This window comes from Prolixibacteraceae bacterium, from assembly GCA_019856515.1.
GTDB lineage: Bacteria > Bacteroidota > Bacteroidia > Bacteroidales > Prolixibacteraceae > Halosquirtibacter > Halosquirtibacter xylanolyticus.
The window spans coordinates 1,924,426-1,941,227 of record CP082230.1 but is presented as its reverse complement, the minus strand read 5'-3'; the positions used below and the strand labels follow the sequence as shown (position 1 = coordinate 1,941,227).

15 protein-coding genes are annotated in these 16,802 nt (G+C 36.2%); 9 read left to right on the top strand and 6 right to left on the bottom strand.

Annotated elements, in window-relative coordinates; genetic code table 11:
- Window positions 1-6: 6 nt before the first annotated feature.
- The 6 genes from K5X82_06845 to K5X82_06820 all read left to right on the top strand — a co-directional run bounded on the left by K5X82_06845 (window position 7) and on the right by K5X82_06820 (window position 5,467).
- Complete coding sequence (locus tag K5X82_06845) at window positions 7-1,425, top strand: redoxin domain-containing protein (protein ID QZT38605.1); 1,419 nt, start codon at window positions 7-9, stop codon at window positions 1,423-1,425.
- A gap of 44 nt (window positions 1,426-1,469) precedes the next feature.
- Window positions 1,470-2,042 carry a hypothetical protein gene (locus tag K5X82_06840; GenBank protein ID QZT38604.1) on the top strand — a complete coding sequence of 191 codons (573 nt, stop codon included), beginning with the start codon at window positions 1,470-1,472 and terminating at the stop codon, window positions 2,040-2,042.
- Between the two features lie 178 nt (window positions 2,043-2,220).
- Window positions 2,221-2,934, top strand: a complete 714-nt coding sequence (gene dapB / locus K5X82_06835; protein ID QZT38603.1) for a 4-hydroxy-tetrahydrodipicolinate reductase — start codon at window positions 2,221-2,223, stop codon at window positions 2,932-2,934.
- Window positions 2,935-2,956: 22 nt separating this feature from the next.
- Complete coding sequence (gene lepB / locus K5X82_06830; protein QZT38602.1) at window positions 2,957-4,306, top strand: signal peptidase I; 1,350 nt, start codon at window positions 2,957-2,959, stop codon at window positions 4,304-4,306.
- 88 nt (window positions 4,307-4,394) lie between these two features.
- Entirely contained in the window at window positions 4,395-4,964 is a 570-nt protein-coding gene (locus K5X82_06825) for a sigma-70 family RNA polymerase sigma factor (protein QZT38601.1), read from the top strand.
- Window positions 4,965-5,002: 38 nt separating this feature from the next.
- Entirely contained in the window at window positions 5,003-5,467 is a 465-nt protein-coding gene (locus K5X82_06820) for a hypothetical protein (GenBank protein QZT38600.1), read from the top strand.
- Window positions 5,468-5,528: 61 nt separating this feature from the next.
- Here the strand turns inward: K5X82_06820 and dnaJ are convergent, their stop codons facing one another.
- From dnaJ to K5X82_06790, 6 genes are all read right to left on the bottom strand, one after another.
- Window positions 5,529-6,692 carry a molecular chaperone DnaJ gene (gene dnaJ / locus K5X82_06815; protein ID QZT38599.1) on the bottom strand — a complete coding sequence of 388 codons (1,164 nt, stop codon included), beginning with the start codon at window positions 6,690-6,692 and terminating at the stop codon, window positions 5,529-5,531.
- Window position 6,693: 1 nt separating this feature from the next.
- Window positions 6,694-7,278, bottom strand: coding sequence for a nucleotide exchange factor GrpE (locus tag K5X82_06810; protein QZT38598.1), 585 nt, complete (start codon window positions 7,276-7,278; stop codon window positions 6,694-6,696).
- Between the two features lie 132 nt (window positions 7,279-7,410).
- Window positions 7,411-7,932, bottom strand: a complete 522-nt coding sequence (locus K5X82_06805; GenBank protein ID QZT38597.1) for a TlpA family protein disulfide reductase — start codon at window positions 7,930-7,932, stop codon at window positions 7,411-7,413.
- Complete coding sequence (gene murA, locus K5X82_06800; protein ID QZT38596.1) at window positions 7,929-9,239, bottom strand: UDP-N-acetylglucosamine 1-carboxyvinyltransferase; 1,311 nt, start codon at window positions 9,237-9,239, stop codon at window positions 7,929-7,931. Before murA ends, K5X82_06805 begins: the two co-directional genes overlap by 4 nt.
- A gap of 42 nt (window positions 9,240-9,281) precedes the next feature.
- The gene (locus K5X82_06795; protein ID QZT38595.1) at window positions 9,282-9,920 is read right to left on the bottom strand and encodes a DUF4290 domain-containing protein; all 639 of its coding nucleotides are present in this window, start codon (window positions 9,918-9,920) and stop codon (window positions 9,282-9,284) included.
- Window positions 9,921-9,999: 79 nt separating this feature from the next.
- Window positions 10,000-12,324, bottom strand: coding sequence for an exodeoxyribonuclease V subunit gamma (locus K5X82_06790; protein QZT38594.1), 2,325 nt, complete (start codon window positions 12,322-12,324; stop codon window positions 10,000-10,002).
- A gap of 254 nt (window positions 12,325-12,578) precedes the next feature.
- Between K5X82_06790 and K5X82_06785 the strand changes: the two genes are divergently transcribed.
- The 3 genes from K5X82_06785 (at window position 12,579) to K5X82_06775 (ending at window position 16,698) form a co-directional block, all read left to right on the top strand.
- Complete coding sequence (locus K5X82_06785; GenBank protein QZT38593.1) at window positions 12,579-13,850, top strand: gliding motility-associated C-terminal domain-containing protein; 1,272 nt, start codon at window positions 12,579-12,581, stop codon at window positions 13,848-13,850.
- Between the two features lie 788 nt (window positions 13,851-14,638).
- On the top strand, window positions 14,639-15,328 hold the full coding sequence (locus K5X82_06780; protein QZT38592.1) for a CDGSH iron-sulfur domain-containing protein: 690 nt from the start codon (window positions 14,639-14,641) through the stop codon (window positions 15,326-15,328).
- 71 nt (window positions 15,329-15,399) lie between these two features.
- Window positions 15,400-16,698 carry a hypothetical protein gene (locus K5X82_06775; protein QZT38591.1) on the top strand — a complete coding sequence of 433 codons (1,299 nt, stop codon included), beginning with the start codon at window positions 15,400-15,402 and terminating at the stop codon, window positions 16,696-16,698.
- Window positions 16,699-16,802 lie beyond the last annotated feature (104 nt).

Sequence of the window (16,802 nt, the reverse complement as noted above, 5' to 3'; positions counted from 1 at the left end):
ATTTTTATGCGTTTTGGTAGAATTATAATTCATTACCTATCTCTTAGTGTAGTGTTTTTGCTTGTCTCTGTAAGTTATGTTACTGCATCTGGGATTAAAGTTCATCTTACTGGTAGTCATGATAATGATAAGGTTTATCTAGCTGTTTACCAGGGAACCTCGATCATGTTGGTTGATAGTGTTCAGTTGAACCAAGGGGTTGGTGTTATTCCAAGTAAGAATATCAAAGGCCCTGGTCTCTATAAGCTATACATCGATAAGGATAGACACCAAGACATTCTTCTAGGTGATGATTATGACATGTCTATTACTGCTACTGCAGGAGATAAATTGAAGATTAATAACGTCGTAGGTGCTAAAGAGACTGTGCTATTTTTTCAATATGAAAGTAGACTACTTGATGCCCGAAATGCTATGAGTTCGTATCGAAAGCAGTATACAGAATTTGAGAATAATAAAGACAGTGTTGCTGCTATACGCAAGCGCATGAATACTTTGAATGAGCGTATGAAGCGTTTTATGCAAGCTCAATCATCAGAATCTAATACGCTTTTTTATGCAGACTTTATAAAAGCAGCAAAATCTGTAGGTTTACCCAAAAGTTTATACGGTAATGCTCGTAAAGACACCGTGCTGTGGAGTAAGCAATATAACTTCATGAGAAATCATTTCTTTGACAATATTGATTTCTCTAATGAGGGGCTTGTTCGAAGTCCTATCTTGGAACGAAACCTTGATAAGTATATGAAAGATATACTTGTGCCGCTACCTGATTCAATTGGCCCTGCTTTGTTAATGGTTATTGAGAAAAGTAAAAAGAATGAGGCAGTGTACAAATACGTTGCAAATCATCTCTTAACCTCTTCTATTAATTCAAAGATTATGGGAATGGATAAGGTGTTTGTTCAAATTGCATCTCAAAATCAATTACGATCTGGACAGACACTTTTAGATTCAGTTAATTATAAGAAAGTGAAAGATAAGGTGATGGCTGTAATGCCTGTGTTAGTGGGGGCAAAGGCGCATAACTTAAGTTTGCAAGATTCTCAAGATAGGGATGTTTCATTGTATAGTCAGCAAGGTAAATACCATGTTGTTGTCTTTTGGGATCCTACCTGTAATCACTGTAAAAAGGTCGTTCCAGATCTGTATCAACGAGCTTTTACAAAGTATTTTGGAGAAGGTGTTGATTTTATGGCTGTAAACACACAACAGGATGTGGAAAAATGGAGCAAATTTATTAAAGATCAAAACATTGGTCAATGGATTAATGTTTACGATAAATATGGGAATAGTTTTATGCATCATTATTACAATATAACTACCACGCCTAAAATATATCTACTAGATCATGATATGAAGATTGTGGCGAAGGATGTTGGCGTTGATACACTTGTCGATATATTGGATGAAAAGTTGAATTGATTGATGTTGTAAAGTGATAAATTGGTAATTAAAAATTTATGAATATGAAGAATTTAAAGTTTTTTCCTCTTTTAGTGGTCGCAGTATTATTTTTTGTTGGATGTAAATCATCCAAAGAGGTTGTGAAGAGCTCTTCGGAAGAAGAGGTTTTGTTGACTACTTATTGTTCTGGTGATTCATATCGATCAACAGACAAGCTTATTCGTGCCAGTTCTCTTGGTGAAAGTACAGATCAAGTAATGTCAAAAAGAATGGCAAGAACAAATACTTTGGAAGAGTTGTCTTCGAAGATTGAAGTGAGTTTCAAGTCCGTTGTGGATAATTACTACAGTTCAAAGTCTACAGCTAAATCTGAAGAAGTACAAAGAAGGTATGAAGGACTTTCACGTGAGGTGATCAATCAAAAAATATCAGGTTATAGAACCATCTGTGAAAAGATTACTAAAACAAAAAAAGGAACTTATAAAACGTACCTATGTTTTGAGATTGGAATCGATGAATTGTTGAATCCAATATATGATAAGATGTCAAACGATGCGAAGCTTCGTTTGGATTATGACTATGAGAAGTTTAAAAAGACTTTCGAGAAAGAGTTGAAAGACTCAGAACGTAGATAATATTTGATTTCAAATACGAAGTGGGGCTAAAAGAACTATTGTTAATTTTTCTTTTTGTCCCATTTTTCTATGCATATATTTGTAATTTTATTACCGCTTTGCGATCCAAATCTATATAGTAGAAAAATATTGATCGTTGAACGAGTAGTTTAAGATAAAACAGATTCAAGATTCAGATATGAAAATAGCATTGATTGGTTACGGAAAGATGGGGAAAACCATCGAGAAAATTTGTTTAGATCGAGGTCATGAGATAGCCTTGGTTGTTGATGAACAAAATGCAAATAGTATTACATCAAAGGATCTTGAGGGATTGGATGTAGCCATTGAATTTACAAATCCAGCTTCTGCAGTTAAGAATTACAATTTATGTTTTGATGCTGGGGTACCAGTGGTGAGTGGAACAACAGGTTGGTTAGACCAAGAAGCAGCGGTTATAGAACAGATGAAAGCGAAAGATGGAACTTTCTTCTATGCCTCTAATTTTAGTCTAGGTGTTAATTTGTTTTTTGAGCTCAACAAGAAGCTTGGGCAAATGATGAATCGTTTTCCTGACTATGATGTTGACATGGTGGAGGTACACCATACACAGAAGTTGGATGCCCCTAGTGGTACAGCTATAACTTTAGCTGAGGGTATCTTTGAAACTGTGGATCGTAAAACATCATGGACATTGGACGCTCCTAAAGAAGAGCAACTACATATTGAAGCGGAAAGACGTGGGGATGTGCCAGGAATCCACACCGTGAAATATGAATCAGAAGTAGACGAAATTGTGATTACACATAGCGCTAAAAGTAGACAAGGTTTTGCTTTCGGTGCAGTGCTTGCTGCTGAATTTGCTTTCGATAAGAAGGGAGCATTAAATATGCGCGACCTACTTAATTTATAAACCTAATTTACACAGAGACCCAATGAGTTTTATTCAAGAAAAAATCAGAGAGAATAAGAAAGGTTTCATAAAATTCATCGTTTACTCGATTCTTTATCTCTTATGGTTACTATGGTTAGGGAATTTCTATCTTCTTCCTGGACTTTTGATTATTTTTGATCTATACGTTACTCAAAAAGTGAATTGGACTTTTTGGAAGAAGCGTCGTCCCGAGGGTGAGAAAATGACTAAGACCGAAGAGTGGGTAGATGGAATTATATTTGCAGTTATTGCAGCAACATTCTTAAGAGCATTCTTTATTGAAGCTTATACCATCCCCACTTCATCTATGGAGAAATCAATGCTTGTAGGTGATTACCTATTTGTGAGTAAAGTAAGTTATGGTCCAAAAGTGCCTAACACTCCCGTTGCTTTTCCATTGGTGCATCATACCTTGCCTTTTACGGAATCGACCCCAGCATTTACTGAAGCAGTAGAGTGGCCATATCATCGTCTTAAGGGCTTTGGTGATGTGAAACGCAATGATGTTGTGGTATTTAATTATCCTGATGGCGATACTGTTGCATCTAAAATGCAAAACCAAAGTTATTACCAACTCGTACGTGCCTATGGTTGGAAAGAGGTAAATAGCAATAAAAGAGTATTTGGAGATATACTTCATCGTCCTGTGGATAAGCGTGAGCATTATATTAAGAGATGTATTGCTCTGCCTGGTGATTCTCTTCAAGTGAAACATGGTGTCGCATTTATCAATGGGCAACAGCAAGATGATGTCAAGAACTTACAATATGAGTATCAATTACGTACTAATGGATCTCGTATTAATCCAAAGGTTCTAGATGAAATAGGAGTCTCTCCAGATGATATCTCTACCAATGGGGTAGTCTATCAAATGCCTCTGACGTCTGAGATGGTTGATAAACTTAAAGCGTATAAGGGTATCAAGTCTATCATTAAATATGAGGCACAGAAACCTAGTTTGTCACTATTCCCATTTGATAGTAGGTATCCATGGAACGAAGATAATTATGGACCTATCTATGTGCCTAAGAAGGGGGCTAAAGTGACTTTGACATTAGACAATCTACCACTATATCATCGTATTATTGAGACTTATGAAGGGAATAAGTTGGAAGTTAAAGATGGTAAAATACTCATCAATGATGCTCCTGCTGATAGTTATACCTTTAAGCTCAACTACTATTGGATGATGGGAGATAATCGTCATAATTCAGCAGATTCACGCTATTGGGGATTTGTTCCTGAAGATCATGTTGTTGGAAAAGCGGTATTTGTATGGTTTTCTGTGGATAAGTTTAAGGGTTTTCCTGATAATATCAGATGGAAGCGTCTTTTCTCTTTTGTGAAGTGATACATGTCAAACGATTGCATAAAAAATAGTAAATTATTTTTATCTCAAAAGGGTACCTATGTACCCTTTTGGGTATAAACTGTAGAATATGGCTAAATTTGCTAATGATGAAATAATTTATGGTATTAAGACACAGAACCATGCGGTTCTTCACTCCCTGTATCGTAGTTATTTTAAAGTGATTTCATACTATATTCAAAATAATAGTGGAACGGAAGAAGATGCTAGCGACGTCTTTCAGGAATCGTTAATCGTAATATACAGAAAGATTCAAGATGGTGATTTTGAGTTGACTTGTAGTTTTGATACATATCTTTATGCTGTGTGTCGTAATCTTTGGCTTAAAGAGTTGAAGAAGCGTGATCGTTTTTCTGAAGAGTTAGTTGGTGATTCTCAGTTTGCTTCTTTTGAATTAGAAGATGATATGGAGGAGGTGATTCAAAAAAATGAACGCTATCGTCTGTATCAAAAGCATTTTGACTTAATGGGGGAAGATTGTAAAAAGTTAATGTCTCTTTTTCTAAAGAAGGTTCCACTAAAGGAGATTGCCCGTTTAATGAATTATAGTAGTGAGCAGTACGCTAAGAAAAGAAAATTTCGTTGTAAGGAATACCTTGTAAAGAGTATTCAGAACGATGACGAGTTTGGCAACCTGTAGAGGCTGCTGAGCTGTTGTGTATTTTTGTTGATATTTTTATGTGTCAGTCTATTAGTGATTTCGAATTAGAGAAAGAAGTTGAATTCTTCTTGTCTGATTTGAATGATAAAACATTTAGGAACCTTTTACACTCTGTTGATATGAATTATCGTCTTGAGAATGAAGTTGATTGTGCTATTACAGAACTCGATGTGATGAATTTGCGTGATCAACTGGAATCCATTTCCAAATTGTACTTAAATCAAGAAGTACCTTTTCATTTAATTGAAGGATATAGAGAGGACGGAATTGATGAGGAGGAGAGAAAATCCATCGAATTGATGAAGAACCTTAATAGTGATATACAATCATTATTAAGTTTATCAGAGGATATTGATGATGGAGTAAGTGAATATGATATTATCTCTTTTCGTGAGACCTTATCAAGGCTTACAAAGCAAGAGAAGCATTTGCTAAAGAATATTCCATTGAGAACAATTAATGTTGCAAATAAGAGAGAGTGATTATTAACTTTTTCGATGTAATAAATAAAAAAGGCGTTCATTGATTGAACGCCTTTTTTATTTATTTAAACATGTCTTTCAACTTGTCCTTGAAACTCTTATTTTCTCTTGGACTTTTATTGAAATTAGGTAGAGTGCTTAGCTTCTCAAGTAGTTCTTGTTCCTCTTTGTTGAGTTTATTTGGTACCCATAGATGAACTTGAACAAGCAAGTCTCCTTTGCCATAGCCATTCACATCAGGAAGTCCTTTGCCACGAAGACGAAGAATTTTACCTGGTTGCGTACCTGCTTCTAGTTTAACCTTTACCTTACCATCAATAGTCGGTATCTCGGCATCACATCCTAGTGCAAGATTTGGGAATGTGGTATAGAGATTATAAATTAAATCGTTGTCATCTCGAATCAGTTCTGGATGTTCTTCTTCTGTAATTACAACAAGAAGATCTCCAGGTTCTCCACCTCTTTTTGCTGCGTTACCTTTACCCGAAACACTTAACTGCATTCCTTCAGCAACTCCCGCAGGAATATGAACGTGAATTACCTCTTCTCCTTTAACGATTCCTTCTCCATGACAATCCTTACATTTGTCGGTAATGGTTTTGCCATCTCCTCCACAGTCAGGACATACTGCTTCTGTACGCATCTGACCCAAGAATGAGTTCACTACTTGCGTGACACGACCTGTGCCACTACATTTAGCACAAGTGTGGAATGCACTACTATCTTTAGCACCTGTTCCTGAACAAGTACCACATTTAATATATTTATTGACTTTTATCTTTTTGTCAACACCTTCGGCAATTTCCTTTAGGTTAAGTCTTACCCTAACACGCAGATTTGAGCCTTTGTTTCTACTGAAGTTTGATCCTCCGCCACCAAATCCACTGAATCCGCCGAAGCCACCTCCGCCGCCACCGCCAAAGATGTCACCGAACATAGAGAAGATATCATCCATAGACATACCTGCACCACCGAAGCCACCGCCACCGCCAGCTCCTCCTTCAAATGCAGCATGTCCAAACTGATCATACTTCTGTTTCTTCTCAGGGTTGCTTAAGATGTCATAAGCTTCCGCAGCTTCTTTAAACTTATCCTCAGCTTCATTGTCATCAGGGTTTTTATCCGGATGATACTTGATCGCTAATTTACGGTATGCTTTCTTTATTTCAGACTCAGATGCACTTTTGGACACCCCAAGTATTTCATAATAATCACGTTTACTCATCTTATTCTCCTATGACAACTTTAGCAAAACGAATAACTTTATCATTCAATGTATATCCTTTTTCGATTACATCAACAACTTTACCTTTTAGGTCTTCTGAAGGTGCAGGAATTTTAGTAAGTGCTTCATAATGATCTGTATCAAACACATCACCTACGCTACCTAGTTCAACAACACCATTCTTTTTTAAGAAGTCTTTCAGTTTAGTATAGATCAACTCAACTCCTTCAAAAACATTTCTATTTTCATCAGTCACATTGATTGCAGAGATAGCTCTTTCAACATCATCTACTACAGGAAGGATATCGACGATAACTTTCTCTCCAGCAGATTTAGTAAGGTCCATTTTCTCCTTCAGAGTTCTTCTTCTGTAGTTGTCAAATTCAGCAGAAAGACGCATATACTTGTCTTTTTGTTCTGCTAATTGTTTCTCCACATCGTTTGATTCCGTCTCAGTTGTAGTCGCACCATCTTTAACTTCCTCATTAGCATCTGTTGCTTCAGAATCTTTGGTATTCTCTACACCTTCTTGATTTATATCTTTGATTTCTTCTTGCTCTTCAGTATGTACCTTCTTATCAGTCATAATTATTGTCTATTTTTTGCTCTCAGCAGTACAAAAATTTTGCCACAATGCCATTAATGCATACTTTGTCATGTTCTTGTTGACAAAGTATGTTATAATGGCGTAGATTTTATATAAGGACATGTCACTTTGTTATTTTGACATGCATTCAAGCTTTTTCTCTAGCTCTTTGCAATTCAAGTCTCTTGCGATAATGATTCCCTTACCGTTGATTAATATGTTATTGGGAATAGCATTAATCTTGTATCTCTTTGGATATGTTCCATACCAACCCTTGAAGTCACAAACATTGTAATCCCAAAAAAGTTGATCTTTCTTAATGGCGTCTTTCCAATATTTCTCTTTTTTATCTAGAGAGATGGCAAAGATCTCAAACTTTTCACCTTGAGTAAACGTCTTACTTCGATACTTCTTGTAAACTTGAACTAATTTACTGTTCTCTTTTCGACAACTAGGGCACCATGATGCCCAGAAATGAACTAGAACTATATTTTCACGAAGACTATTTAGTTTTACCTCATCTCTACTCGTATCTTTTAAGACAATATTTGGTGCTATCTGTCCAACTTTAACTCCTTCTTTCTCTACATTTCGTATTGAATATCCCTGTATGGACATGAGAAGGATTGATATGAAGATGACTATCTTTTTCATTCTTCTACTCTTGTAATTTTTGCACCAATTGCTTGTAACCTTTGGTCGATGTTTTCGTAACCTCTGTCAATCTGATCAATATTGGAGATGGTCGAAGTTCCATTTGCTGAGAGTGCAGCAATTAACAATGCAACCCCTGCTCTAATGTCTGGTGATGCCATATTGGTTGCTCTGAGTGCCTGCTGTTTATCCAAGCCAATTACAGTAGCTCTGTGTGGATCACATAGGATTACTTGTGCCCCCATATCGATAAGTTTATCTACAAAGAAGAGTCTACTTTCAAACATTTTTTGGTGTATTAACACACTTCCCTTAGATTGCGTTGCAACCACAAGAATAATACTAAGTAGATCGGGAGTAAGTCCTGGCCATGGTGCATCAGCTATCGTCATAATAGATCCATCAATAAATGATTCTATTACGTATGAATCTTGCTTAGGAACCACCATGTCATCTCCATCCTTGATAAGTTTGATACCTAACTTCTCAAATGTACGTGGTATCACTCCTAAGTTCTCCCATGATACATCTTTGATGCGGATCTCTGAACCTGTCATGGCAGCTAAGCCGACAAAACTTCCTATCTCAATCATATCAGGTAGCATTCGGTGGGTACATCCACCTAATCGTTCAACTCCTTCAATAATTAAATAGTTCGATTTAATTCCTTCAATCTTAGCCCCCATACTATTTAGCATGCGACAAAGTTGTTGTAAATATGGTTCACAAGCAGCATTGTAAATAGTGGTACGTCCTTTTGCAAGAACAGCAGCCATAACAATATTGGCGGTTCCAGTTACAGATGCCTCTTCAAGGTGAATATCTACACCATATAGTTTGTCTGCAGTGATAGAGAAGAAACTCTCTTCTGCTTCAAAAGAGAATGTAGCACCCATCTCTTGAAAACCTTGGAAGTGTGTGTCTACTCTTCTACGCCCAATTTTATCACCTCCTGGCTTCGGCATCTTTCCTTTACCAAATCTTGCTAATAATGGGCCAAGTAACATGATAGAACCACGTAGGCTGGAAGCTTTGTCTTTAAATATTTCACCGTCTAGGTAATCTAAGTTGATCTCATCGGCAATAAAAGATTTGGTCTTATTGCCCATGTCTTTCACTTTGACCCCTAAGTCTTCTAGGATTTCTATCAGTTTATTGACGTCACGTATATTTGGTATATTCTCAATAAAAACCTCTTCTGAAGTTAGTAATACTGCCGAAATAATCTGAAGTGCTTCGTTTTTTGCTCCCTGAGGAGTCAATTCACCAGACAAAGAGTGTCCCCCTTCAATTACAAATTTTGCCATTGATTCTAAGATTTTTGGTAGCTTAATCCGCTATATGTGATACTATTTTTGCTTTTTATAGCCTTGATGATTGCTCTTTTTATACTGTTTCTTGTTATCCTGATGATAACTTTTTCTACGGGTGGTACTGTTGTTCGTAAACTTTCGTGTTTCCGATAGTTTAATATCATTAAGTATCAGCTTGCCATTAGACATCTGTTTTAAATCTGCTGCAATCTGCTCGTCATTTACAACTCCCTTGTTCCAAGAGAAGTATGACTTTTTCATATGGTTTGCAATAGATTTAATCAACTCTTCTTTTTCATGGCCATCTTCAAATTCCAACGCCTTTTCGATCATACGATCTACTAGGTGCCCATAATGTTTCTTCTTGATTCTTTTCTGTGGGTATGGAACCTTCTTTGGCTTTTCTGAAAGTGATTCTTTGGTAGGAAGGGGATACGGAGAGTCAATATCTAAAGTAAAGTTTGACATGATCGCAATGTGATCCCATAGCTTATGTTTAAAATCAGGTACATCACGTAGATAAGGATACATGTTACCCATGATATCAATAATCGTTTGTGCCGCTGCATTTCTGTGCTCTTTGTTCTGTATGTCTAAAAGTTGATCGACCATTTTTTGGATATTTCGACCGTATTCAGGCATAATTAGTCTTTTTCTACTCGAATTGTATTCCATTTAAAAAGTAATGTAGTTGTATGGTCTGTTTCTGGGGGAAACAACCAACTATTGTATATAAGTCTTTATGTATTTTCCTTTAATCTAGAACTTGTAGTTTGGCAAAACGTAGTAGCAGCGTCTTCGCTCCATGTTCTTCAAACAAAATTACCGCTTTTTTGTTTGCTTGTTCGCCTTCTATTGCTTGTATAATTCCAATACCAAATCGTTGATGTTTTACTCTAGTATCGGGGGTTAAACTGTTCGGATCTGCTCCAATTACTACTTTATCATTCATTTTAGCAAGATCTTCCATGCGTTTGATCTTCCCTGATAATCGAACCCCTTTTATATTGTCTACGGTTGACTCTATCGTTTCTAGGTGTCCGTATTGGTGTTTTTCTAGACGTTTTCGTTGTGTCTCTTTTCTCTTAATAAAGATCTCACTCTCTGACTCTAGTGGCATCTTTACATATTGAGTGTCAATCTCCGATAGAAAACGACTTGGAGTACAAAACTCAATTTTGCCCCATTTAGATCTTTGTTTTACAAAAGAGAGCCACAAGTTCGTTTCTGCCCTTGTTATTGCAACATAGAAGAGTCTTCTCTCTTCCTCTAATTCTTGAACGTTTAATGATGTTTCCTTAATCGATGGGAATAGTTTCTCTTCCATCCCAACTATAAAAACATTCTTAAACTCGAGTCCTTTAGATGAGTGTACCGTCATTAATGTCACACGATCAGTATCTTCACCATTTTGTGTGTCTTGATCTGTTAACAGTGCAACTTCCGATATATAGTCTAAAATTAAGAAAGATTTTCCTTCTTCCATCGAATTATCGGTAAAATCTTTAATTCCATTAATCAGTTCTTGAATATTTTCAGTCTTTCCTTTGTTTTCAGGGTTGTGATTAAAATCGTACTCTTCAAGAATTTTGGTCTTCTCACAAACCATTTCTGCCATCTCGAAAGCATTCATCATATTAGATTTCGATGACATCTCATTGATCATCTCAATAAAAGCTTGGACTTTCTTAAACGCCCCTGCGTTAAGTCCTGCAAGCTGGCAGTGATGTGCATCGGACGCTACTTCAAAGATACTTAAGTCATGGAATGCTGCTGCATTCTCTAACTTACTCATGGTGGTTGCACCGATACCCCTTGTGGGAAAGTTGATGATTCGCTTTAACGATTCATCGTCTTGTGTGTTGATGATCAGTTTAAAATAGGCTAATACATCTTTGATCTCTTTTCGTTGATAGAAAGACAAACCACCATAGATTTTATATGGAATATTTCTCTTTCTTAGACACTCTTCAAAGATTCGCGACTGAGCATTGGTTCGATATAAGATAGAGAAATCTTCATAATTATAACCTTTATCTCTTTTAACCTGAGTAATTTTCCTTGCAACTTCTATACCTTCTTCATTATCCGTTAGTGTATAAAAGAGTTGAATACGCTCACCAATCTCATTCTCAGAGTAGGTCTTCTTTGGAATCTGATTTGAATTCTTCTTAATAACACTATTTGCAGCTTCAACGATGGTCTGTGTCGACCTGTAGTTCTGCTCTAGTTTAAATGTTTTATACTCAGGGTAATCATTTCTGAAGTTCAATATGTTCTCAATCTTTGCTCCTCGGAAGGAATAGATCGACTGTGCATCATCACCTACCACACATAGATTCTTGTTTAATGCCGCAAGTTTTTTAATGATAAGGTATTGTGAGAAGTTGGTATCTTGATACTCGTCTACAAGAATGTATTTGAATCTTTTTTGGTATTTTTCTAAAATATCAGGATGGTCTCTAAACAGTATATTTGTTTCCAAAAGAAGATCATCAAAGTCCATTGCTCCAGCCTTCTTGCAGCGTCTTGTATACTCCAAGTATATGGCTCCAAGCTGTGGCATTTGTTTAATCTTATCCGCCTCTTTTATATCTTTATTATTGATGTAATTCTTGGGAGTAACTAAGTTGTTTTTTGCAGTACTAATTCTACTTTGAACCACCGAAGGTCGATAAATTTTATCGTCTAATTTCTTGTTCTTGATGATGCTTTTAATAACACTCTTCGCATCTTGTGTATCATAAATAGTGAAGGTTGATGGATATCCTATGGCTTCCGCTTCTATTCGGAGTATCTTGGAGAAAATTGAATGAAAAGTTCCCATCCACAAGTTCTTTGCCCTCTCTTCCCCAACCGCATCTGATATCCGCTCTTTCATCTCTCTTGCTGCCTTATTGGTAAAAGTCAACGCCAAAATGTTTTTTTCACTAATATCTTTATTGACAAGGTGTGCTATTCGATAGGTCAATACCCTTGTTTTTCCTGATCCAGCACCAGCAATAACCAAAGTTGGTCCATCAATATTTTCAACCGCATTTCTCTGCGGAGTATTCAAGGTTTCAAGATAATCGTACACTTAGTTTATTTTAAAAAATTCAAAATCCAACATCCGTAGGTTCCAATAATCAGAAGTAGCTTGTGTTAAAATGACGACACCATATGGCTTGTGAATAATTAAATATTAAGAGCCAATTTTTTCAATATCGTGGTGTCAATCATGAAGTCTGAGCTACAAATATAATTATTTCTTTAAAACGAACCTTGAATTACACGAATTGTTCTTTTTTTTCGTTATACTTTTGGTATATAGATATTAAAATAAGCTTTTTTATGAGGAAATTATCGCTTCTACTCTTCTTAACTCTTTGTGTAAAGACATTCTGTTTTGCACAATTGTCTTCGAATAACAGTAGTGCTCTTGTCGAAACAACATATCCAACTACAACACGTGTTGATAATATCTATTTCTTTAATGAGGTAGATGGGAATTTTAACTATACCTATTCAGGTGCGATCTCTTATGAATGGTTTAAATGGAATGGTACAACAAATAATTTTGAATCGATTCTATTATCAGGAGCGGGAGTGAGTCAATTGTTAAATACTACGGATGGATACTATCGTGTCGTCGCTTCTAATGCTACAGGTATGCTGCAAGAAACCTATTTCTGGGTGTTTCGTGTGGATGCTACGGTTAAAACGGAAATATTAGATAGTGACTGTAGTTCATTTCGTCTCGTCTCTACTTTGAATGGTGCTTCTCATGTGGAATATTTTGATCCTACGACTTCTGTGCCAGTTCGAAAGAACTCTAACCCTAAATATGCGTGGACATTGGCCTCTAAAGGGATCTCAACACAACCATATGCAACCATTTATGACCTACCTAGAGTCGATTCCGATTATAATTTACTCTACACCGATGAGTTTGGTCGTGATATAAACAACAGTGTAAAATATGAGGCATTATTACCTGACGTCAAATTTAGTTATACTACAAACCAAGATGGTGAAGCTGAGTTTATGGCTCCTCTTGTTGTAGCATTCGTAAATGAGTCGAAAAATGATGATGAGATATATGCTTGGACACTCTACAAGTCGGATGAAGTATTGAAGAATGAAACGGCAAATAATCTTATTGCGGAATATGATTCATCCATGTATCGTACAGAGTCTATAGCACCGAAATATACTTATGAAACTCCGGGTTCCTATATGATTCAACTCGAAGCCCAAAGAACGAGGAATGGTCATCTGTGTAAAGCGGTTTTTAGATTAGATCCCCATCTTAAGATTGTTGCCTCGACCCTTAAAGTCCCAGAAGCATTTTCACCAAATGGTGATGGACTTAATGATGTGTTGAAAATTGAAGCAAAATCATTGAAAACACTAAAGTTCTTTATATACAATCGTTGGGGAAGGAAGATCTATAGCGCTTCTCTATCTAATATGGCATTTGAGGACTATCATGTACTAGAGTGGGATGGTACTTATAATGGAAAAACATTAAATTCAGGAGTCTATTTCTACACCTTAGAGGCTGTAGGTCGTGATGATGAACCTCGTGTTCAACAAGGAACGATTCACCTGTTCAATAATTGATGCAATCCTATCAACTCGTCAATCCTTACAACATGTAGTCGGGAAATATTACCAATTAATTAATGCAAGCCTAAATATGGCCTCTTGATATATTCAAGGGGCCACATTTTTTTACATTATGCACGAAATCTTCTAATTGGTCTTTGTCCGTGCTGGCAATTTGTCGATTAAACCCCATTGTATATGACAAGGACCTCATCGGTTGTAAATAGCAAATTAATAGTCCTCGGTGGTGTAAAAGTAAATTATCACTATTACAGCAAATAGTTTCCCTGATCCTCATTTGTCGATCTACTGTTGAAATTCTGTCTGAGGTATATTACGGTAGTGTAAATTAAACTCTGTCTGGGTGATTTTGTGAAGTGTGGTCTGTGTATATTTTGTTCCATTATGATGGTGAATATATCTTCTCTATTTGTGGGTGTAATTTATAATGAAATAGGGACATAGATGTTTTTAAAATCTATAAAAATATGGGGGTGATACAAAGATATAATGTCTATATGTATGGAGTGTACTGTACTGTGTTGAGTTTGCTTGTAACTATATAGGAGTAGAATGTAATCATTAATTTCGATCTAATTGACTCCATTGGCATATCATTACTGTGAATTTATACTATGTAAATGTTAATAGTGTAAATAATACAAACAATCGTTATCCATTGTATGTTTGATAGTTATCCTAGATCTTCGAGTGAGTAAGCTTAACCATCGTTGGATTGTTTATTTAGCTTGTTCATCTAATCGAGGGTAGATGATTTGTGTAACTTGTTAAATGTATTTGCGATGAAATTTTCAGTAGAAGTAGCTAAGAATGGCCCATACTTAGTTAAAGGGAAGGTGAAACTTACGCCAATTGAAATAAGATGTGACGAGGAGGGTAATTCGATAGGTTGGAATGAAGGAGAGTCAAAAATTGTTGATGATCCTGCTTTGTGTCGTTGTGGTAGATCAAAGAATGCTCCTTATTGTGATGGTTCTCATATTCAATCTGAATTTAATGGACATGAGACTGCTTCATTTTCATCTTATCTAAGTCGTTATGATGAAATTGATGGTCCTAAGTTTATTTTGACAGATGTATCTAAATTCTGTTCATTTGCTCGTTTTTGTGATACTTATGGTAGTGTGTGGAAGCTCGTAGAGGAGTTAGATGACCCTGAAGGACTTAAAATACCTATTGATCAAGTGAAGAATTGTCCTTCTGGCAGACTTGTGTTATGGGATAGTGAATCTAAAGAGAGGGTGTCTGAAGATTTCGATTTCGAAATTGCCTATATCGAAGATCAGAAATATCAATGTAGTGGTCCTCTGAGAGTGACCAATGCGGAATCAATAAGATCATTAGATAAGGATATGGAGTATGAAAAGCGCCCTAAATTTACACTGTGTCGTTGTGGTGAATCTTCTAATAAGCCTTTCTGTGATGGAACTCATGCATCTATGAAATTTCAAGCTGTGTATAAAAATAAGTAGTTGTGATTTGCATAAAAAAACTTCTTTTAATAATTGTCGCAGTTATAATGCTGCATTTAACTTCATCGAGTATGAATACAATTAAAGTGAATTCTCTAAATGACTTTTTAAATGCATTAAAGAGTCAAGAGCCTGTTAATATTGAACTACAATCTTCAATTCTTTTTCCGTGTTCCTTACATCTTCCTGAAGGTTTTACGATTACTGGTGTTTCTAAGGAAAGATCGATAATGAGTTTTAATAGCTCTGAAGGTGTTGGTTTAACAAAAGACAACTCTATTGAGGGAGTCTCAGTCCTGTGTAATCCAAATTCGCGTGCTATATTTATTGTTGGGAATGATAGTGATCTTGGACTAATTGAACTGCGTGATCTGCGTGTAATTGGGCAGGTTCAAATTTTAACGAGAGAACCTGTTCAGAAGACAAAGTTAGTTGCTGAAAATATCGACATCGTATCTTGTGATGCTCGTCACTATTCGGAACAACCTCAGAAATATGGAGTGAATGTTTACCAAGGTGCATTTACGGTTTACAATTACAATAGTGATCCTAATAGTCTGATAGATATTAATCTTAAAGGTATATCTGTCGGACGTGAAGGTGCGCCCGTATTTGGTAGTGGTCTTTTTGTTAGTGGCTTCTCTGATAATGGTGGATGGGTAAAGGGAAATATCATTGAAACGTTTGATATCTATTCTATCGGAATGATTCCTTTTGGTCAACCCAATATGATTACAGGAGGTGTATTTGCTGTTTATGGAACACACATCACAACCATCCATAATAAAGGTACTGTAACAACTTATGGTGTGAATGATATGGTGCTAGATACTTGGGGGGAAGTAGATAATTGGATTTGTGATAAGAAGATAACATCTTATGGACCGAGTGGAATCGGCTTTGTGAATTTTGGAATAGTCAAGAGTTTTGTGGCGCATGATACAATAGAAACGTTTGGTCAAGGGGCTCGTGGATTTAACCAATATGATGGTACTGTTGGTCGAATTGAATTTAAATCTATTATTACTCATGGAGATGGTTCTATTGCAGTTCAAGTAAGCAAGCCAATTGGTGAGATTGTGGTTAATGAGAATATTGAGACTTTTGGTTCCGTAGGAAAAACGCTTGTTAAAGGGGTGATTCTTACCTTGTCTGCTGATGGGCTTAGTATTAAAGAGGGCGGATTAGTGGATGAAATTACCGTGAAAGGAGATATTATTACGCATGGAGATAATGTGGTGTCATACTCTGTAAACGGTGGTGAAGTGAAGAATATCATTGTGAATGGTAAAGTAATCGCAGAAGGGGATGGCTCCCAAAGAATTAGTGTTGTGAATAATGGAAAAACAGATATTAAGAACTTACATTAAAATATATATCAGTGTTAGATGGTGGAATCTAAGCTAAATGTTTATTGTCAAGTCCTACATGTTTATCATGATGTCATGATTAGGTTGGTGTTTCTGTTTTGGAG